Raw genomic sequence first — 21,477 nt, 5'->3', positions numbered from 1 at the left:
AACCTAAATTTTTCATTGTTGAAAGGGATTCTTTACTTATTTTTGCAACCATAAATATAGAAACGAAAAACTAAAATGACTGCAGACAAATTAACAACTTTCGATGTCTTAATCGAAATACCAAGAGGAAGTAGAAATAAATACGAATATGATTTCGAAATAAAAAGAATGCGTTTTGACAGAATGTTATTCTCGTCTATGATGTATCCAGCTGACTACGGATTCATTCCTGAAACATTAGCATTAGATGGAGATCCATTAGATGTTTTAGTTTTGGTAAACGAACCAACTTTTCCTGGATGTGTAATGGAAGTAAAACCTATCGGTGTTTTCCACATGGCAGACGATAAAGGACCAGATGAAAAAGTTATCTGTGTACCAGTTTCAGATCCAATTTGGAATTCATTAGAAAACTTATCTGATATTAATCCACACTTACTAAAAGAGATTGAACATTTCTTCCAAGTTTACAAAGATCTTGAAAACAAGCAAGTTGATGTAGAAGGTTGGGGAGATGTAAATGAAGCGTTTGCCATTATCAAAGAATGTACCGAACGTTTTAATCAAATTGAGAACAAACCAGAGGGATTATTTAGTATTAAATAATTTTTACCTATAATTTTTACAAAAAAAGCAATATTCCGTTAGGAGTATTGCTTTTTTGTTTAAATTCGTTTTGTTACATTAATAATACTAACCAAAAACCAAAAGAAATTTATGAATACAATAATGATTTACTTGCCAATAGTTATGGCAATTGTAGGGCTTCTGTTCATGTGGGTTAAAAGAGCTTGGGTATTAAAACAAGATGCCGGAGATGGTAAGATGGCAGCCATTTCAGATTATATTTACGAAGGTGCATTAGCTTTTCTTAAAGCAGAATATAGGTTATTAGCTTTCTTCGTAGTGGGAGCAAGTATTGTTTTAGCCGGAGTTTCATTTGTGGTTCCTACAACACATATATTAATAGTAGTTGCTTTTATTTTTGGAGCATTTTTCTCCGCTTTGGCTGGAAATATGGGAATGAAAATAGCAACAAAAACAAATGTTAGAACAACGCAAGCCGCGCGTACCAGTTTACCGCAAGCATTAAAAGTTTCCTTTGGCGGTGGAACAGTAATGGGATTAGGAGTTGCGGGTTTAGCAGTTTTAGGTTTAACAACATTCTTTATTTTCTTTTTCCACTTTTTCATGAATGGAACTTGGACTTCAACAGAAGATATGACCATTGTGCTTGAAACATTAGCCGGTTTTTCTCTTGGAGCGGAGTCTATCGCTTTGTTCGCACGTGTTGGTGGCGGGATTTATACAAAAGCTGCTGATGTTGGGGCAGATTTAGTGGGTAAAGTAGAAGCTGGAATTCCAGAAGACGATCCTCGTAATCCTGCTACAATCGCGGATAATGTAGGAGATAATGTGGGTGACGTTGCCGGAATGGGTGCCGATTTATTTGGGTCTTATGTAGCAACAGTTTTGGCGGCTATGGTTCTTGGTAATTATGTTATCAAAGATATGGGTGGGAATATTCAAGATGCTTTTGGCGGAATTGGACCAATCTTATTACCAATGGCAATAGCCGGTTTCGGAATTTTATTTTCTATCATTGGAACAATGTTGGTAAAAATTACAGATGATAATGCCAAAGAGGCACAGGTTCAAAATGCGTTAAATATAGGAAATTGGGTTTCCATCTTATTGACAGCCGTGGCGTGTTTCTTTTTGGTACAATACATGTTGCCAGAAACCATGAAAATGAATTTCTTCGGAGAAGGGACAAAAGAAGTTTCGTCTATGAGAGTTTTCTATGCCACCATCGTAGGATTAGTGGTAGGTGCCGTTATTTCATCTGTTACAGAATATTATACCGGATTAGGAACAAAACCAGTAATGGCGATTGTGCAAAAATCAAGTACTGGAGCAGGAACAAATGTAATTGCAGGATTAGCGACTGGAATGATTTCTACATTTCCAACGGTTTTATTATTTGCTGCTGCTATTTGGACTTCTTATGCTTTTGCAGGATTTTATGGTGTGGCTTTAGCGGCTTCAGCCATGATGGCAACAACGGCTATGCAATTAGCAATCGATGCTTTTGGACCAATATCGGATAACGCAGGTGGAATTGCTGAAATGAGTGAGTTGCCAAAAGAAGTTCGTACAAGAACGGATATTTTAGATTCTGTTGGAAATACCACTGCTGCAACCGGAAAAGGTTTTGCAATTGCTTCGGCTGCATTAACTTCATTAGCATTATTTGCGGCATATGTAACTTTTACAGGAATAGACGGAATTAATATTTTCAAAGCGCCCGTTTTAGCGATGTTATTTGTAGGTGGAATGATACCCGTAGTTTTCTCTGCTTTAGCAATGAATTCTGTTGGAAAAGCAGCTATGGATATGGTGTACGAAGTACGTCGTCAGTTTAGAGAAATTCCAGGAATTATGGAAGGAACCGGAAAACCCGAGTATGCTAAATGTGTTGATATTTCTACAAAAGCAGCTTTACGCGAAATGATGTTGCCAGGAATTTTGACTATCGGTTTTCCAATAGCAATTGTTTTACTTGGTAAATTAGTTTATGGAGACAACAACCAGTTAATCGCTGAAATGTTAGGAGGATATATGGCAGGAGTTACTGTATCTGGTGTGCTTTGGGCAGTTTTTCAAAACAATGCGGGGGGTGCTTGGGATAATGCTAAGAAATCTTTTGAAGCAGGAGTTATGATTAATGGAGAAATGACCTATAAAGGTTCTGATGCTCACAAAGCTGCCGTAACTGGAGATACTGTCGGAGATCCATTCAAAGATACTTCTGGGCCATCAATGAACATTTTGATTAAATTAACTTGTTTAATTGGTCTTGTAATTGCGCCAATTTTAGGCAGCGGAAATCATACGATTTCGGATAGCGCCTCTTGTTGTGCCAATACTGAAATGTGTGCCTCAATGTCTAAAGAAGAGTGTATCGCAAAAGGATGTGCAAACAAAACCTGTGAGTATATGAATGCTGCTGCGACAGCAACTAGTGCAGTTTCTAAAGAAGTCTCCATTGAAAAAACTAATGTTGATGGAAAAAAAAGCTACGATTAAAACAACGGTAAATGGTAAAGTAGATATTCAGAATTTTGAAGGAACTGATGCAGAAGTTCAGGCAAAAATCGATGCTTTGAAATAATAGATTTTGTTGCTAAAATAGTAAATGCCCTGCAATTGCAGGGCATTTTATTTTTAATACTCATAATGCATTTGTTTTTGGTAAACGCCTCATTTAATGTGTGTTACGAATGTGTTTCCAAAATATTCAATAGCCCCAATTACCCCAATTATCACCCAAATCAGAAAGTTCTATAGCTGCAACAACTAAGAGAACAGTCCCTATAGAACCAACGACAATCGCAACATTTCCCATTGTTGTTGCTGTTTTGTCCAGAACACGTATTGTTTTTAAATCACTTTCGGTTAAAGGTATTTTTTCAATTCCACCTCTAGTTTTTATGCGGCCGTAATATATACCGTCAATTTGTTCAATCCTGATAAATTTGAGTTTTGTATTGTCAACTTTAACAACTAAAACTTTTCTATCCGCAGTTACAGCCTCGTCTAAAGTTACAGGCGTTTTTTTATAAACGCTACAGCTTTGCAGAATAAGCGCAATAACTAGTAAAAAACAAACAGTTTTGCTTTTTAAATTTTTGAGTCTCATGATTTTTAGATTTTAATTAATAATCAGAAAAACCAATTGATTAGTGTTTTTATGTATGATAAATTAAGGGGAATCAAAATAAATCAATTTCAAGATATATTTTGATGTTAATGCATTGATTTGTAAAGGTATGAAAATTAAAAATATCTCACAGTTGTGAGGTGTTTTTAATTTTATGTCTTGTTATTTTATTCTAAAATAATCCATTCAGTTCTGCATTAATCCTATTTAAAATAGTCCCTAAATCTTCAGGATTGTCAACAAAATTAATGTTATCTACATCGATAATTAATAGTTTTCCTTTGTTGTATGTATGAACCCATGCTTCATAACGCTCATTCAAACGACTTAAATAGTCAATAGAAATGGAGTTTTCATATTCGCGACCGCGTTTGTGAATCTGTCCTACTAAATTTGGGATGGAACTTCTTAGGTAAATCAACAAATCAGGTGGTTTTACCAATGATTCCATTAATTCGAAAAGGGTAGAATAATTCTGAAAATCACGATTCGTCATTAAACCCATTGAATAAAGGTTGGGTGCGAAAATATGGGCATCTTCATAAATCGTTCTGTCTTGAATAATTTTTTTACCACTCTCCCGAATTTGCATTACTTGACGAAAACGACTGTTCAAGAAATAAATTTGTAAATTAAAAGACCAACGCTCCATTTGATGATAGAAATCATCTAAATAAGGATTATCGACTACATCTTCAAAATGGGGTTCCCATTTAAAGTGTTTTGCCAATAAGTGTGTCAAAGTTGTTTTTCCTGATCCAATGTTTCCTGCTACTGCTATGTGCATTACGGTATTGTGATTTTATAATTTGTAATTCCTCCTGATGTAAAAATAGATAAAATTTGGTCTTTGTAACCGAATTTTTTAAACGTTTTTTCTAAAATTTCAATTTCGAATTTTTGATTCTTTTCAATGTCTTCAATTGTTAGAATGGAGTTCTTGGAAAAGATAAATTGATTGTCGTTGATGATTTCTATCGAATCAAAATCGGGTGTTTTTCCCTTCTTTGTTATTTTTCCAAAAATGTCACAGGAGAACCAATTGTTTTTATCATCTATCCAATAAAAAGCATTAAAATTTGATTGATAGTATTTTATACTTTCCGGGAATGAAGTAGAAATGACTTTATAGTCATTTTTTAAATAATCATAAAGTCCAATTTGCTGATTTAAACTGTTGTAAACCCATAATTGGTTTTGAGAAGCTATTCCTATAGCGTTCACAACTATTGGAATTGGGTTTTCTGAGAAGTTTATTTTTTGAGTCTCGTTCAGTTGGTTGTCAAGTAAAATAGCGGTATTAAAATTTTCGTAGAACAAAACAATTTTTAAAGGATTTAGTAAATCTATTTTCGTGATTTTCCCCAAAGTAATGTTTTTGTATTCTAAAGATTCTTTGTCTTTTATTTTAGAAAAGACATTGTTCTTAATAGTATAATAGTAGTCAAATTGATCGTATCCTAAAAATTGATCGGCGTCAATAATTACGTGATTTATCTTTGAAGAAAGTAGTTTTTGGTTTTGTCCGAATGCAATCGAGATTGTAGTGAAGAAGAAGAATAGAATCAGGTTTCTCATAATTCTAGCAAATTACAAAAAAAGCGCAAAACTATTAATTTTTGACTGTTAAGTTAAATTTTTTTTCTGCTTGCTATGTTTTTGGATAGTTATTATTACTAAAATTAAAAACCAGCTCAATTGAGCTGGTTTTCAGTATAAATAGAATTATAATTCTTATAATCCGAAAGCTGTTTTAACTTGGTCAACAAAGTCTAATTTTTCCCAAGTAAATAATTCAACAGTAACTGTTTTTTCGTTTCCACCTGGAGCAGAAAAAGTTTTAGTTACCGTTTCTGGAGTACGTCCCATGTGTCCGTAAGCAGCAGTTTCGCTGTAAATAGGATTTCTTAATTTCAAACGTTGCTCGATAAAGTAAGGACGCATATCAAAAATAGCTTCTACTTTTTTAGCAATTTCACCATTGGTTAAATTCACTTTTGATGTGCCATAAGTATCGATAAAAATACCCATCGGTTTTGCAACACCAATTGCATAAGAAACCTGTACTAAAATCTCGTCAGCAACACCTGCTGCAACTAAATTTTTAGCAATATGACGGGTTGCATACGCAGCACTTCTGTCCACTTTACTTGGATCTTTTCCAGAGAATGCACCACCACCGTGAGCACCTTTTCCACCGTAAGTATCTACAATAATTTTTCTTCCTGTAAGCCCAGTATCTCCGTGTGGTCCTCCAATTACGAATTTCCCGGTTGGATTGATATGGTATTGGATTTTATCATTGAATAAATGAGCATGTGCAGGATTTTTAGCAATAATCTTTGGAATCAATATTTCAACGATGTCTTTTTTGATTTTTGCTAACATTGTAGCTTCTTCATCAAAATCATCATGTTGTGTTGAGATTACAATAGCGTCAATACGAGTTGGCTTATTGTCATCGCTATATTCTAAAGTTACTTGAGATTTTGCATCTGGACGCAAATAAGTAATTTCGTTATTTTCACGTCTTAAAATAGCTAATTCCTGCAATAATTTATGTGATAAATCAAGAGCCAATGGCATGTAATTGTCAGTTTCATTAGTAGCATAACCAAACATCATTCCTTGATCTCCAGCCCCTTGTTCTTCAGGATTTGCTCTGTCAACCCCTTGATTGATATCGGCAGATTGTTCATGAATGGCAGAAAGGATTCCACAAGAATTGGCTTCAAACATGTATTCGCTTTTAGTGTAACCAATTTTTCTGATTACGTCACGAGCGATTTGTTGTACGTCTAAATAGGTGTTTGATTTTACTTCACCAGCCAAAATTACTTGACCAGTAGTTACTAAAGTTTCGCAAGCTACTTTTGAGTCAGCATCAAATGCTAAAAAGTTATCGATTAACGCATCCGAAATTTGATCTGCAATTTTGTCTGGATGTCCTTCGCTTACAGATTCTGACGTAAATAAATAGGCCATAATAATTATTAGTTTAAAATTAAGCGAGAAAAAATAATTGCTGAAAAGGACTAAAGAAGAGTTTCTGCTTTAGCATTTTTTCTACTGAAAATTCTCAGTATCCATAATGAATTCGTTTCATTATGAAGAGGTTGCAATCAGTTCAAATTTTTCCTCTTGTATTCGGGTGCAAATGTATGAAACCATTTTGAATTGCAAATTAATCTTAACTTTTTTTTGCTGTTAAAATATTTCCTGCTTTTTTGATCCATAAAAAAGAAAAGATTTGATTTGATTTTTTTTAAATTTTATTTGGAAAATTCAAAAACAATTAGCATATTTGCTACAAGAAAAAAAACAAAGATGAAATTTAATGTGTGCAATATGTCAAAAGCCATTCAGGAAGAATCCTGCGGGTCGCTTATTGCTTAAATTTAAATTAAAAATTTATATAGCAAAAGCCTCCCGGATAACGGGAGGCTTTTTTTTTGAAATCCATCGGTCGTAATTTTTAAACTAAAAAACAAGAATAAAATGAATATTTTAAATCAACAGAAAACAAATAATTCGAAGGTCAAAAACAGCATTTGTGCCAATGCCATTATGTGTATTCATGTCTGTTGATTCCAAAAGTATAAGTTTATAACACAACTTAAAACCCTTTTGGATATGTATCTAAAAGGGTTTTTTCATTTATTCTGAATTTGTTTCAGAATCTAATTCACAAAAAGAAAAAAATAATAGCTAATATCTTAAAATTATGAGAGCATCAAAATATTTCCCAAGGACCTTTCGGTTGCTAAAAAACTTTAGTTTCAGGAACAAAACAGAAAACAGTAACGATTCAAAAAACGAATTGATTCATCCAAGATTTGAAGTGTCAAAAAACGATCCTTTAGCGCAAAAGATGGTGCCAAATTCTTTGCTTTTTCTAATGTATTCAAAGGAAAATGAAGAACTTTTTATTTAAAAAATCGAATTGTAATATCGGTTTTGATTCCGTGAGACTGTTGGTCGACGTTGTTATTTCGGCGAAGGATAAAATCCACATAATGGGGCATTCCTTCGTCGTAAAAACAATTGCGAGTTGTTTTTTAGATTGTTTTTCAATGAAACAATTAGAATCAATTCTCATAAAATTTGGTTGTTAAAAAAAATAGTAGTTAATTTGTGCCTTTAAGTTCAAAAACGTATTGAAATGTTATAAAGAAAGGCAGAGGGATTAGACCCGATGAAGCCTTAGCAACCCTTCGGTAAATCGAAGAAGGTGCTACATTCTACCTTTGTTCTGAATTTGTTTCAGAATCTAAAGGAAAGATAACACAAAGAATTCTTCTAGTTTACTTCTAGCTTTCTTTCTAATATTTCCAGACACAAATCAAAAATCATAAAAGATTTGAAATTGGAAAATAAACCAACATCTATTACATTACAAAATTTCACCACCGAAAGTGGGGCTTTTTATGCTACCTTAAACTTAAGTTTTCAAGTTTTTGGTCCAGCTTTACATACAGCTCCAATAGTTTTGGTAAATCATGCATTGACAGGAAATTCCCAAGTTGTGGGAGAGAGCGGTTGGTGGAATGATTTAATTGGTGAAGACAAAACAATAGATACAAATAAATACACGATACTGGCTTTTAATGTTCCTGGAAATGGTTTTGATGATACCATCATTGAAAATTATTTGGATTTTAACACCAGAGATATTGCGAAAATTTTTATTCAAGGCATTCATTTCCTTAAAATCAAACAACTGTACGCTATCATTGGCGGATCAGTAGGTGGCGGAATTGCTTGGGAAATAGCGGCTTTGGAACCTAAAATCACACAACATTTAATTCCTATCGCGACGGATTGGAAATCGACAGATTGGTTGATTGCCAATTGCTTTTTGCAGGAGCAAATTCTCAATAATTCTTCGAAACCTATTGAAGATGCTCGGATTCATGCGATGCTTTGTTATAGAACTCCAGAATCTTTTAAGTCAAAATTTCAGAGAACTACCAATGAGGAATTAGCCATTTTTAACATTGAAAGCTGGTTGTGTCATCACGGTGAAAAACTCCAAAAAAGATTCCAACTTTCCTCTTATAAATTGATGAATCAATTGCTTAAAACGATAGATATTACCCGAAATAGTGGGTCATTTGAAGAAATAGCATCCAAAATTGAAGCTGCTATTCACATCATTGGAATCGATTCAGACTTGTTTTTTACGGTAAGCGAAAATAGAGCGACTTATGAGGAATTAAAAAAATATAAAAATAATGTCACCTATCAAGAAATTGTTTCCATTCACGGACATGATGCTTTTTTGATAGAATACGAACAATTAGACAATTTGCTTGCCTCCATTTTTTAGGGGCGACACCATATAAAACATACACAATGAAAATATTAAAATTTGGAGGTAAATCTTTATCGAATGGCGAGGGAATAAACAAAGTAGTCGCTATTATTACTGATAAAGTAAATCAAGGAGAAAAAATAGCTATAGTGGTTTCGGCAAGAGGAAATGCTACAGATGAATTAGAAGAAATTTTAGGAGTTGCCTCTAAAAATGGTAATTATAAAGCACTATTTGAAGATTTCAAAAAATACCAGCAAGACGATTATCAAGAAGTTGATTTATCGGAAGAATTTAATGTCCTTGAAAAACTTTTTGAAGGCGTAAGTTTAATTGGTGATTACAGTAATAAAATTAAAGATCAAGTGCTTTCAAAAGGAGAGTTGCTTTCTGCAAAATTACTGACGGCTATTTTAATTAAAAATGGAGTAAATGCGCGTTTTGCAGATACAAGAGAATTAATTAAAACGGATTCGAAATTTGGAGACGCACAACCCTTGGAACAACTTTCGAAGAAAAACGTAATCAATTATTTCAAACAAAATAACGGAACAACCGTAAATGTGGTTGCCGGTTTTATAGGTTCAAATAGTAAGAACGACACGACGACTTTAGGAAGAAACGGCAGTAATTATACCGCTTCATTGATCGCTAATTATATAGATGCCGAAGAACTTCAGAATTACACGCATGTTGACGGAATTTATACAGCCAACCCGGATTTAGTTCCTGATGCTAAAAAAATAGATCATTTGACTTTTAACGAGGCGAATGAATTGGCTAATTTTGGAGCAACGATACTTCATGCCAAAACGATTATTCCTTTATTGGAAAAAAACATTCCGCTTCGTATTTTAAATACGTTCAATCACGAAAATAAAGGGACATTAATCACTTCAAATTCAAATGCGGCCGGAATCAAAACGCTTTCAGTTCTTGAAAATGTGTCGCTGGTAAATCTGGAAGGAAGGGGATTGCTTGGAAAAACTGGAGTTGATGCTCGTATTTTTAGAGTAATGGGCGACAATGATATCAGCGTAAGTATTATTTCTCAAGGTTCTTCAGAAAGAGGAATTGGATTGGTTGTTGATGCCGATAAAGCGACGAAAGCAATGATTGAATTAGAGAAAGAATTCGAAAATGATTTCTACTCGAAGGATGTGAATAAAATCACGGTTACTGATAATGTGTCGGTGATTTCTATCATTGGTCAGGATTTGAGTACGTTCCATAAGCCTTATACGGCATTGATAAAAAATAAAATTGTCCCTATACTTTTCAATAACACAGTTACGGGTAAAAATGTGAGTTTAGTGGTTAAAAAATCGCAACTTCACAAAGCACTAAATGTGATTCACGGGGAGATTTTTGGAGTTTCTAAGAAAATTAATATTGCCATTTTTGGACATGGATTGGTAGGTGGAACTTTGATTAACCAAATACTGGAATCAGCTGCGGCTATTGAGAAAAGAAAAGATATAAAACTGAATGTTTTTGCAATTGCAAATTCTAAAAATGTGCTTTTAAATAAAAACAGCGTCACTCCAAATTGGAAAAATGAAATCCAGAATAATGGGTTTTCGTATACAATTGATGATGTTATCGCTTACGCAAATGAGCATCACTTAGAGAATTTAATTGCTATTGATAACACGGCAAGTGCTGTATTTGTAGAAAATTATATTCCTTTGATAGAGAATGGTTTTGATTTGATTTCTTCTAATAAAGTGGCGAATACATTAAGTTATAGTTTTTATAAAAAATTGCGAAAAGTATTAGCGGATAATCAAAAGAGTTATTTGTATGAAACCAATGTAGGAGCGGGATTACCACTGATAGACACGATAAAATTATTGCATCTTTCAGGAGAAAATATCACGAAGATTAAAGGGGTTTTTTCGGGAACATTGAGTTATTTGTTCAATAATTTTTCTGCAAAAGAGGCGCCGTTTAGTGAAATATTGAAAGAAGCGATTGATAATGGATATACGGAACCAGACCCAAGAGAAGATTTGTGTGGGAATGATGTTGGTAGAAAATTATTAATTTTGGCAAGAGAATTAGATTTGCAAAATGAATTTGAAGAAATCAACATTCAGAATTTAATTCCAGAGCATTTACGTGAAGGGGATGTTTCTGATTTTCTGAATAAATTGAAGGAGTTTGATCCTATTTATGATAAAATTAAAAGCGAACAAAAACCAAATCACGTGTTGCGATACATAGGTGAATTATCAGGTGATTTGCAAAACGACAAAGGGAATCTAGAAGTGAAATTAGTTTCGGTACCTTCGGATACGGCTTTAGGGGGATTGAAAGGTTCTGACTCTTTCTTCGAAATTTACACGGAATCGTATGGTGACAGACCCATTGTAATTCAAGGCGCAGGAGCTGGATCAGCTGTGACGGCGAGAGGCGTTTTTGGGGATATTTTGAGATTATCGGATAAAGGGTAATTAAAGTGATCAGTGATCAGTTTTGAGTGTTCAGTAAAAAAAGCATATAATATGAATGTCATTTTTATTATAATTGGAATGAATGTTTTAATTCTGTTTTTATTTGATAAAAGTAAATTAGATAATAAAGAATGGTTTTTTAAACTATTAATTTTAAATATGATATTGTTTTTAATAGCTTTAATATGTTTTTGTATTGGTTTTGCAAAAAATACAGCTGTTAATTCATTATTTATACCATTGATTGCACAGTTTGTATATTATGTTTTAAGTAAATTATTCTACTTAAAATATGAAAGAAATAGTGTTGATACCTTTTGGACAATGGATAAGTCTTTGTTTATAGATGGTTGGTTTAATTTTATATTCTGGCTTATTTCAGTATTACTTTTTCTATTCGTGTTATAAAAAATATAAATAATTAAAAAAGGGACTGCCTCCAGTCTTGGCTCCCTTCCCTTCGGGGAGGGTTGGGGAGGGGAAAAATGAAAATAACATTAGACAGAGTAAACGACAACTTTCACTTTGAATTAAAAAACGAACGTGGACATATAGTAAATGTAGATAGTCGACCTGAATTTGGGGGAGATAATATGGGGGCTAGTCCTATGGAATTAGTATTAATGGGTGTTGCAGGTTGTAGCGCCATTGATATGATTTCGATACTTAAAAAACAAAGACAAGAAATTACCTCTTTCAAAGCTGAGGTTGAAGGGGAGCGCGTTCAAGTAGGAGAGGCAAAACCATTCAAGGATATTCATATTGTGTTTTATCTGGAAGGTCCAATTAATGAAGAAAAAGCAGCAAGAGCAGCACAACTTTCTTTCGAGAAATATTGTTCGGTTTCAAAAACATTGGAGCCAAACGCAACGATACATTATAAAGTAGTTTTGAATAATAAATCATTATAGTTTAAATAAAAGTTGTTGGTATTTTGCGATTCCAACAACTTTAAAACTTAAACTTTAAACTAAAAAATAAAATGAACGAACAAGATTTTGGTTTTGAAACCCAAGCGATACGCACCCAATTAGAAAGATCACAATATCAGGAGCATTCTACGCCTTTGTATTTGTCATCTAGTTTTGTATTTGAGGATGCCGAAGATATGAGAGCTTCTTTTACGGAAGAAAAAGAGCGTAATATTTACAGCCGTTTTAGCAACCCCAATACTACAGAATTTGTAGAAAAGGTTTGCAAAATGGAAGGTGCCGATGCGGGTTATGCTTTCGCTACAGGAATGGCAGCAATCTATTCTACGTTTGCAGCTTTGTTGAGTTCAGGTGATCATATCGTTTCTGCAAGTAGTGTTTTTGGTTCAACTCACGCTTTGTTTATGACTTATTTTCCAAAGTGGAATATTGAAACTTCGTATTTTGATATTAATCAGCCGGAAACTATCGAGAGTTTTATCAAACCCAATACTAAAATATTGTATGCGGAAACGCCAACCAATCCTGGTGTAGATGTAATTGATTTGCAATTGTTGGGTGATATTGCCAAAAAACACAATTTGATTTTGATCATCGACAACTGCTTTGCAACTCCATACATTCAGCAACCGATTAAATACGGAGCACATTTAGTGGTTCATTCGGCTACCAAATTGATGGACGGACAAGGACGTGTTTTAGGAGGAATTACTGTTGGAGACGCTGCATTGATTCGTCAAATTTATTTGTTTTCCAGAAATACAGGGCCCGCTTTATCGCCGTTTAATGCTTGGGTATTGTCTAAAAGTTTAGAGACTTTGGTAATCCGCGTAGAAAGACATTGCGAGAATGCTTTGAAAGTAGCTGAGTTTTTAGAAGGTCATCCGAATGTGAATAGTGTGAAATATCCATTCTTGAAATCGCATCCAAAATATGAAATCGCTAAAAAACAGATGCTTTTGGGAGGTAATATTATTGCTTTTGAAATCAAAGGAGGTATTGAAGCTGGTCGAGCATTTTTGGATAAAATAAAATTATGTTCGCTGTCGGCCAACATTGGAGATGCTAAAACCATTGTGACGCATCCGGCTTCAACAACACACAGCAAATTGTCTGTTGAGGAAAAATTGGCGGTAGGAATTACTGAAGGTTTGGTGCGTGTTTCGGTAGGATTGGAAACAGTGAAAGATGTAATTGCTGATTTGGAGCAGGCACTTTCTTAGGGATTTCAGATTGGAGATTAACGATTTTTGATTGTAGATTGATGTGCATTCAAAAATCGTTAATCTCCATTCGCTATTCTTAAATCAAAAAGTATATTTTTGTTGTTACAATAAAAGACAGGTAGACTTCAGATTATTTTAAAATCTGAGATCAAAAATCGTTAATCTTCAATCTTATATCTTTTTAAAATGCTTTCAAAAAAGACTAAATACGGAATAAAAGCTTTATCATTTTTGGCGCGCCAAGAGAACCAAACCCCGGTTCCAATTGCGGATATAGCAAAAAGTGAAAATATTTCGATAAAATTTTTAGAAAGTATTTTACTGTTATTACGCTATTCTGGTTTTTTGGGGGCCAAAAAAGGAAAAGGTGGTGGTTATTATCTGATTAAAGAGCCAAAAGATATAAATATGGCTCATGTGTATCGGATTCTTGAAGGACCTATAGCACTTTTGCCTTGTGTGAGTCATAACTTTTATGAAAAATGTGATGATTGCATTGATGAGGTAAATTGTTCCGTTCATAAGCTAATGACTGAGGTACGGGACAATACACTCATGATATTGGAAAACAATTCATTAGCAGATATTACATTTTAACAAACATTTTTTTAAAATAAGTTTTGTAGTTAAACAAAATGTATTATTTTTGCACTTTAATCTACCATTCCGATAGGGTAATGGATTTAAAATAAATTAATAGTTGAATTATAAAAGACATGGGTAAACTGAAAGAAAATAATGTGGCTGTAAAAACCGAAGTAACATTCAAAGAACGTTTGTGGGTTGTTATTCCAGTTACTTTATTGATAGGATTGATATCTACATTAGTGTATAACCACCACGCTGAATTTTCCTGGAATGGTTTTGTGGGTGGGTTTAATCAGGAATTTTTAATCTTTTTCTCTATTGGAATCTTTGCACAATTGGTGGATGGAACTTTAGGGATGGGTTATGGAGCGACATCAACTTCTTTCTTATTGGCTTACGGAATTCCTCCTGCAATCAGTAGTACAGGAGTTCACGTTGCTGAAATGTTTACTACAGGAGCCTCTGCGATTTCTCATCATAGGTTTGGAAATATTAATAAAAAATTAGTGAAACATTTATTGATTCCAGGTGTTTTGGGTTCTATAACCGGAGCTTATTTATTGTCTGATGTAATTGATGGAGATGCAATAAAACCGTTTATTGCCGTTTATATGATCGCTTTGGCTGTTATAATCATCAGAAAAGCAATGCAAAAAAACATCATTAAAAAGAAAACGAAACGCCTCGGTATTTTGGCTTCTTTTGGAGGTTTTATGGATGCTGTTGGTGGTGGAGGCTGGGGGCCAATTGTCACTTCTACATTATTAGGACGTGGTCGAAATCCTAGATATACTATCGGTTCTGTGAACGCTGCCGAGTTTGCGGTTTCTTTTGCAAGTGGAATAACATTTATGATTTTTGGAGGAATACAAGGATGGCAAGTTATTATAGGGTTGATTTTAGGTGGTGTTATTGCTGCGCCAATTGCTGCTTTATTAGTCAATAAAATCAAAAGACAACCGATGATGATTTTGGTAGGTGTTTTAATTATCATTTTGAGTTTAAGAACCTTGTCAAAATTATTATAAAAGATAAACGGAATTATGAGCACAGAAATAGTACAAGCTTTATTAGATAAAACAAAAGATTTCTCCATTGAGGAAACGCTTGCTTTTTTAGCTAATGAATACAAGGATAAAGTGGTTTTTTCAACTTCTTTCGGGCAGGAAGACCAAGTGATTACGGCTTTAATTGCAAAAAATGATTTACCGATAACCATTTTTACTTTGGATACAGGAAGATTATTTCAAGAAACGTATGATGTTTTTCATAGAACAATAAAAAAATATAAAATAGACATTAAAACCTATTTTCCAGAAGCAAGCGCAGTTGAGGAATTATTAAATAAAAAAGGTCCAAACAGTTTCTATGAATCAGTTGAGAATAGAAAAGAATGTTGTTTTATTCGAAAAGTGGCTCCGTTGACTAAAGCCTTAAAAGGGAATGAAATCTGGATTACCGGTTTACGTGCGGAACAATCAGAAAATAGAAATGATTTGGCAGCCTTTGAATACGATGCCCATTTTAATATTATCAAATTTAATCCCTTATTGAAATGGACTTTGGCCGAAGTTCAAAAATATATTGATGATAATAATGTGCCTCAAAATGCATTGCATAAAAAAGGATTTGTAAGTATCGGTTGTGCTCCATGTACCAGGGCGATTGCTCCTGGTGAAGATATAAGAGCGGGAAGATGGTCATGGGAATCGAGTCATAAAGAATGTGGTTTACACCAAAAATAGAGATTAGAGGGCAGAAATCAGATTTTAGATTTTAGAGAATAGAAAAAAATAAACGAACGAAGCTCCGTCCGGTCTCCCTCCCCTTCGGGGAGGGTCGGGGAGGGGAAAATATAAACAATATGAGCACAATATTAAAAACAAACGCTTTAGAAAGCGAAGCGATATACATTTTTAGAGAAGTAATTTCTCAATTTGACAAACCAGTTTTGCTTTTCTCTGGTGGAAAAGATTCAATTACATTGGTACGTTTAGCACAGAAAGCCTTTTTTCCTGCTAAAATTCCTTTTCCATTGTTGCACGTAGATACTGGACATAATTTTCCTGAAACTATTGAATTTAGAGATAGATTGGTGGCTGAATTAGGATTGGAATTAATCGTTCGTAATGTTCAGGATGCTATTGACGAAGGGAAAGTGGTGGAAGAAACGGGTAAATATTCAAGCAGAAACAGTTTGCAAACGATAACGCTTCTAGATGCTATTGAAGAATTCAAATTTGATGCTTGCATTGGTGGTGCGCGTAGAGATGAAGAAAAAGCAAGAGCTAAAGAACGTATTTTCTCGGTTCGTGATGATTTTGGTCAATGGGACGAAAAAAATCAGCGTCCTGAATTATTTGATCTTCTTAATGGAAAAATTGAAAACGGTCAAAACGTTCGTGTTTTTCCAATTTCGAACTGGACTGAATTAGATGTATGGAGTTATATCGAACAAGAGCAAATCGAAATTCCATCGATTTACTTTTCACACAAACGTAAAGTATTCATAAGAGACGGTATGATTTGGTCACATTCTCCATTTGTGTTTCAAGAAGAAGATGAAGAAATCGAAGAAAGAATTGTTCGTTTTAGAACTGTGGGTGATATGAGTTGTACTGCTGCCGTTGATTCTTATGCAGCAACTATCCAAGAAGTGGTTGGTGAAATTAGATCTTCAACTATTTCTGAAAGAGGAGCCAGAATTGATGACAAACGTTCTGAAGCTGCGATGGAAAAAAGAAAACAACAAGGATACTTTTAGGAGATTGTATAATGTAAAAATTGTATAATGTAAAAACTGTATTTTGTGATTGAATTTACAAAGTACATTATACAAAATACAATTTTACAACAGCATACAGTTTACAAAATACAATTTTACAATATACATTATACAATTTCAGAATATGGAAGTTTTAAAAATAGCAACAGCAGGAAGTGTAGATGACGGAAAAAGTACATTAATCGGAAGATTATTATACGATACAAAATCGTTGACTACAGATAAAATTGAAGCAATAGAAAAAAGCAGCAAGCAAAAAGGATACGATTACTTAGATTTCTCATTGGCTACCGATGGTTTGGTTGCCGAAAGAGAACAAGGAATCACGATTGATGTGGCTCATATTTATTTTTCGACTGCAAAGAAAAGTTACATTATTGCCGATACTCCAGGTCACGTAGAATATACACGTAACATGGTTACCGGAGCTTCAACTTCACAAGTTTCAATTATATTAATTGATGCTCGTAAAGGAGTAATTGAGCAAACGTACCGTCACTTTTTTATCAATAATTTATTGAGAGTAAAAGATGTAATTGTTGCGGTAAACAAAATGGATTTAGTTGATTATTCAGAAGAAGTATACAACAAAATCAAAGCAGACTTTCAGGCATTAAATGCAAAAAGTGCTTTCAAAGAACAAAATGTAAGTTACATTCCGCTAAGTGCAATCAATGGTGGTAATGTTGCCGATAAATCGGAGAATATGCCTTGGTACACAGGACAGACGGTTTTGGAACATTTGGAATCTTTGGAACCAAATGATATCTATGAAAACGGGATTGCACGTTTCCCTGTTCAAACAGTAATCCGACCAAAAACTGAGGAGTATCACGACTTTAGAGGATATGCCGGGAAATTATACGGGAACAATATTAAAGTAGGAGATGCCGTAACGGTACTTCCTTCTTTAACAGAATCTACAGTAACGAATATTCACTTTTTTGATAAGCAATTTGATGAAGCTACGGCTGGTTCTTCTATTACTATCGAATTAGATAATGACATCAATGTAACCAGAGGTGATATGATTGTAAAATCTAATGAACTTCCTAAAATTGAAAAAGACATCACAACAACTGTTTGTTGGATGGACAGTAAAAAATTAGTGGCAGGTGCAAAATATTATGTACAACACAATAGCAATAGAGTTTTGGCGAAAATTGATAGTGTAAAAAACGTAATCGCAACCGATTATTCTGGAACAACTCCAGCGACTCAATTAGCGATAAATGAAATTGGAGAAGTAACCATTAAATTGAGCAAAGCCATTTATTTTGATGCTTACACTGATAATAAATCTAACGGAGCTTTCATCTTAATAGATGCTGCAACCAACACAACAGCGGGAGTTGGTTTTATAAAATAATCCCCACCTCTCCCGAAGTTTCGGGACTCCCCGAAGGGGAGGGAGACATACAGGATAAAAAATGTCCCGTTAGTTAAGGGGTTTACTTTTTACGGTAAGAATAAAATAATAATTGAGTTAATATAAAATGTAATAATACTTCCAGTTTCGGCTCCCCCTCCTTCGGAGGGGGCTGGGGGGGAGGATAAACATAACTAAAGATGCAAAGTTTTAGAAACGAAATAGAAGATCCGATTGTCCAAAAAGACATTATCGATTTAGAAAGAAAAATTGCTTTATTCCGTGATGGAAAAATTGACGACGAGCGTTTCCGCAGCCTTCGTTTGGCCAGAGGAGTTTACGGTCAGCGTCAGGATGGTGTTCAAATGATTCGTATCAAATTACCTTTCGGTAAAGTGACAAGCGAACAATTGTTGCGTATTACCAAAGTTTCTGATGAATATTCAACAGGACGTTTACACATTACAACCCGTCAGGACATCCAAATTCACTATGTAAGTTTGGACAGAACTCCACAACTTTGGGCAGAATTGGAGAAAGATGATGTTACGTTGAGAGAAGCCTGTGGAAATACCGTGAGAAATATTACGGCAAGTGAAACAGCAGGAATCGATGTGGATGAACCTTTTGATGTGTCGCCTTATGCACACGCGTTGTTTCAGTTTTTCTTGAGAAACCCAGTTTGTCAGGAAATGGGACGTAAATTCAAAATATCATTTTCATCTTCGGATAAAGATACTGCTTTGAGTTATTTGCACGATTTAGGTTTTATTCCAAAAATTGTAAATGGAGAAAGAGGATTTAAAGTAATGCTAGGTGGTGGATTAGGTTCTCAACCAAGTCATGCTGAATTATTGTCTGAATTTATTCCGGTAAACCAAATTATCCCAACAACCGAAGGGGTTTTGAGAATATTTGACCGTTACGGGGAAAGAGCCAAACGATTGAAAGCACGTATGAAATTCTTAATCAAAGATTTAGGAAGAGATGCGTTTTTACGATTGGTTGAAGAAGAGAAAAAAGCATTGTCATACCAAAGCGTTGAAATTGATACTGCAGCTTTTGATGGTGGAATTCCGGCTCCTTTATTGGTAGCGCCAAAAGTGGTTATCGAAGACACAGCTGCTTTTGAAGCTTGGAAAAAATCGAATGTGATTCCTCAAAAACAAGCAGGATATGTAGCCATCGGTATCAAAGTGCTTTTAGGTGATTTTTATACCGACAAAGCGAGATTATTGGCAGATTTGATTAAAAATTATGCCGCTAATGAATTGCGTTTTTCTTTAAGACAAAACATTGTTATCCGTCACGTAAAGGAAGAGGATTTAGCATTTTTCTACCAGGAATTAGCTAAACTTGATTTTGTAGCCTTAGGATACGATAGCACTGCAGATATTACCGCCTGTCCGGGAACAGATACTTGTAATTTAGGAATTGCAAGCAGCACCGGAATTGCAGTAGAATTAGAAAGAGTTTTAGAAACAGAATATCCACAATACAGCAACAATCAGGAAATCACAATTAAAATTAGTGGTTGTATGAATGCTTGTGGACAACACAATATGGCTCAAATTGGTTTTCAGGGAATGTCAATCAATTCTGGAAAATTAGTGGCGCCAGCACTTCAAGTTTTATTGGGTGGGGGGAATTTAGGAAACGGAGCAGGAAGATTTTCTGATAAAGTAATCAAAATTCCAAGTAGAAGAGGACCAGATGCGTTGCGTTTTATCTTAAATGATTTTGATGCGAATGCCAACGGACAATCATTCTTGGATTATTATGATGCCAAAGGAGAGAAATATTTCTATGAATTCTTGAAGCCATTAGCAGATTTAACAAACCTTACCGAAGCTGATTTTGTCGATTGGGGAAATGCCGATAACTATGTGAAAGCAGTTGGAGTAGGTGAATGTGCCGGTGTAGTTATTGATTTAGTGGCTACATTACTATTGGAAGCCAAAGACAAATTAACTTTCGCGCAAGAAGCTTTTGAAGATAAAAAATGGGCAGATGCAATTTATTTAGCGTATGCGGGTTTTGTTAACGGTGCTAAAGCGTTATTGCTTGCTGAAAACCAAAAAACGAATCACCACGCTGGAATTATCGATTTATTTGATACTGTTTTTATCGAAAGCAATAAAATCAATTTGAATGCATCTTTCAAAGATTTAGTATATCAAATCAAAGGGAACGAACCTTCTGAAGGATTTGCAAAAAAATACATTCAAGAAGCAGTTTCGTTTTTTGCAAATATTGAGCACTATAGAGCAAAGGATTTAGCGGATGCATAATACAATAGAACCAAAGGTAACTTTAGTAGGTGCGGGTCCCGGCGACCCAGATTTGCTTACTCTGAAAGGAGTAAAAGCACTTGCTGAAGCGAATGTGGTTTTGTATGATGCTTTGGCCAATGAAGAAATAATGAATCACGCCCCAAAAAATGCCCTAAAAATATTTGTGGGTAAAAGAATTGGAGCCCATGAATATTCGCAAGACCAAATCAATCAGTTGATTGTAGATAATGCGCTTACGTATGGAAATGTGGTTCGATTAAAAGGAGGAGATCCATTTATTTTTGGTCGTGGAAGCGAAGAAATAGATTACGCAGAAAGTTTTGGAATCCCTACATTTGTGGTCCCTGGAATTTCATCAGCAATTGCAGTTCCTGCTTATCAAGGAGTTTCTTTGACAAAAAGAGGAGTTTCCGAAAGTTTTTGGGTCATAACAGGCACAACTTCAGACCGGAATTTGTCGCATGATGTAGCGCTTGCAGCACAATCGTCGGCAACAGTCGTGATTTTAATGGGAATGAGTAAATTATCGCAAATTGTGTCTTTGTTTCAAAAAGAGTCTAAAGGAAAAACTCCGGTTGCGGTAATTCAAAACGGAACTACTCCACAGGAAAAAGTGGGAGTTGGAACGATTAACACGATCCAAGAAGTTGTAGCGGAGAACAAGTTAAGTGCGCCAGCGATTATTGTCATTGGAGAAGTGGTAAAAGAAAGCAATAAATTGAATGGATTTTACGAAGAGTTCTTATCAAAAGAAAGTGTTTAACATAGGACAGTTCCGTAGGAACGACC

18 protein-coding genes and 1 riboswitch are annotated in these 21,477 nt (G+C 34.6%); of the genes, 14 read left to right on the top strand and 4 right to left on the bottom strand.

Annotated features, from left to right (window positions below):
• Positions 1 to 75: 75 nt before the first annotated feature.
• Together FNW38_RS01970 and FNW38_RS01965 are read left to right on the top strand one after the other, a co-directional pair.
• Positions 76 to 606 (top strand): inorganic diphosphatase, encoded by a 531-nt coding sequence (locus FNW38_RS01970; RefSeq protein WP_039110802.1) that lies wholly within the window; start codon positions 76 to 78, stop codon positions 604 to 606.
• A gap of 111 nt (positions 607 to 717) precedes the next feature.
• Positions 718 to 3,090, top strand: a complete 2,373-nt coding sequence (locus FNW38_RS01965) for a sodium-translocating pyrophosphatase (protein WP_235890138.1) — start codon at positions 718 to 720, stop codon at positions 3,088 to 3,090.
• Between the two features lie 211 nt (positions 3,091 to 3,301).
• Here the strand turns inward: FNW38_RS01965 and FNW38_RS01960 are convergent, their stop codons facing one another.
• The 4 genes from FNW38_RS01960 to metK form a co-directional block, all read right to left on the bottom strand.
• Positions 3,302 to 3,703, bottom strand: a complete 402-nt coding sequence (locus FNW38_RS01960; protein WP_143386838.1) for a hypothetical protein — start codon at positions 3,701 to 3,703, stop codon at positions 3,302 to 3,304.
• A 193-nt stretch (positions 3,704 to 3,896) separates the two neighbouring features.
• Complete coding sequence (locus tag FNW38_RS01955) at positions 3,897 to 4,511, bottom strand: deoxynucleoside kinase (RefSeq protein ID WP_143386837.1); 615 nt, start codon at positions 4,509 to 4,511, stop codon at positions 3,897 to 3,899.
• On the bottom strand, positions 4,511 to 5,302 hold the full coding sequence (locus FNW38_RS01950; RefSeq protein WP_144064578.1) for a hypothetical protein: 792 nt from the start codon (positions 5,300 to 5,302) through the stop codon (positions 4,511 to 4,513). The genes FNW38_RS01955 and FNW38_RS01950 overlap by 1 nt, the downstream gene beginning before the upstream one ends.
• 156 nt (positions 5,303 to 5,458) lie before the next feature.
• Complete coding sequence (gene metK / locus FNW38_RS01945; protein WP_143386835.1) at positions 5,459 to 6,709, bottom strand: methionine adenosyltransferase; 1,251 nt, start codon at positions 6,707 to 6,709, stop codon at positions 5,459 to 5,461.
• Between the two features lie 1,177 nt (positions 6,710 to 7,886).
• Positions 7,887 to 8,012: riboswitch (SAM riboswitch) on the top strand.
• Between the two features lie 78 nt (positions 8,013 to 8,090).
• On the opposite strand from metK, the gene FNW38_RS01935 reads away from it, so the two are divergent.
• From FNW38_RS01935 to cobA, 12 genes are all read left to right on the top strand, one after another.
• Positions 8,091 to 9,053: an alpha/beta fold hydrolase gene (locus FNW38_RS01935; protein WP_235890139.1), complete on the top strand. Its 963-nt coding sequence runs from the start codon at positions 8,091 to 8,093 to the stop codon at positions 9,051 to 9,053.
• Between the two features lie 26 nt (positions 9,054 to 9,079).
• Complete coding sequence (gene thrA, locus FNW38_RS01930; RefSeq protein WP_143386832.1) at positions 9,080 to 11,494, top strand: bifunctional aspartate kinase/homoserine dehydrogenase I; 2,415 nt, start codon at positions 9,080 to 9,082, stop codon at positions 11,492 to 11,494.
• Between the two features lie 51 nt (positions 11,495 to 11,545).
• Positions 11,546 to 11,902 (top strand): hypothetical protein, encoded by a 357-nt coding sequence (locus tag FNW38_RS01925; protein ID WP_143386831.1) that lies wholly within the window; start codon positions 11,546 to 11,548, stop codon positions 11,900 to 11,902.
• 77 nt (positions 11,903 to 11,979) lie between these two features.
• Positions 11,980 to 12,405 carry an OsmC family protein gene (locus FNW38_RS01920; RefSeq protein ID WP_143386830.1) on the top strand — a complete coding sequence of 142 codons (426 nt, stop codon included), beginning with the start codon at positions 11,980 to 11,982 and terminating at the stop codon, positions 12,403 to 12,405.
• A 71-nt stretch (positions 12,406 to 12,476) separates the two neighbouring features.
• A complete protein-coding gene (locus FNW38_RS01915; RefSeq protein WP_143386829.1) occupies positions 12,477 to 13,649 on the top strand; it encodes a trans-sulfuration enzyme family protein in 1,173 nt (390 codons plus the stop codon).
• A gap of 189 nt (positions 13,650 to 13,838) precedes the next feature.
• Entirely contained in the window at positions 13,839 to 14,249 is a 411-nt protein-coding gene (locus tag FNW38_RS01910; RefSeq protein ID WP_143386828.1) for an RrF2 family transcriptional regulator, read from the top strand.
• 119 nt (positions 14,250 to 14,368) lie between these two features.
• The gene (locus FNW38_RS01905; protein WP_143386827.1) at positions 14,369 to 15,268 is read left to right on the top strand and encodes a sulfite exporter TauE/SafE family protein; all 900 of its coding nucleotides are present in this window, start codon (positions 14,369 to 14,371) and stop codon (positions 15,266 to 15,268) included.
• 15 nt (positions 15,269 to 15,283) lie between these two features.
• Complete coding sequence (locus tag FNW38_RS01900; RefSeq protein WP_143386826.1) at positions 15,284 to 15,985, top strand: phosphoadenylyl-sulfate reductase; 702 nt, start codon at positions 15,284 to 15,286, stop codon at positions 15,983 to 15,985.
• Between the two features lie 119 nt (positions 15,986 to 16,104).
• The gene (gene cysD / locus FNW38_RS01895; RefSeq protein WP_143386825.1) at positions 16,105 to 17,004 is read left to right on the top strand and encodes a sulfate adenylyltransferase subunit CysD; all 900 of its coding nucleotides are present in this window, start codon (positions 16,105 to 16,107) and stop codon (positions 17,002 to 17,004) included.
• A 145-nt stretch (positions 17,005 to 17,149) separates the two neighbouring features.
• On the top strand, positions 17,150 to 18,394 hold the full coding sequence (locus FNW38_RS01890) for a sulfate adenylyltransferase subunit 1 (RefSeq protein ID WP_035668363.1): 1,245 nt from the start codon (positions 17,150 to 17,152) through the stop codon (positions 18,392 to 18,394).
• 200 nt (positions 18,395 to 18,594) lie between these two features.
• The gene (locus tag FNW38_RS01885) at positions 18,595 to 20,685 is read left to right on the top strand and encodes a HEPN domain-containing protein (protein WP_143386824.1); all 2,091 of its coding nucleotides are present in this window, start codon (positions 18,595 to 18,597) and stop codon (positions 20,683 to 20,685) included.
• Positions 20,678 to 21,451 carry a uroporphyrinogen-III C-methyltransferase gene (gene cobA, locus FNW38_RS01880; RefSeq protein ID WP_143386823.1) on the top strand — a complete coding sequence of 258 codons (774 nt, stop codon included), beginning with the start codon at positions 20,678 to 20,680 and terminating at the stop codon, positions 21,449 to 21,451. The genes FNW38_RS01885 and cobA overlap by 8 nt, the downstream gene beginning before the upstream one ends.
• Positions 21,452 to 21,477: the final 26 nt, after the last annotated feature.

The sequence above is a fragment of the Flavobacterium gawalongense genome, from assembly GCF_007097265.1.
In the GTDB taxonomy this organism is placed as follows: domain Bacteria; phylum Bacteroidota; class Bacteroidia; order Flavobacteriales; family Flavobacteriaceae; genus Flavobacterium; species Flavobacterium gawalongense.
Note: the sequence above shows the minus strand (reverse complement) of the source record. Positions and strands in the feature narration are given on the sequence as shown.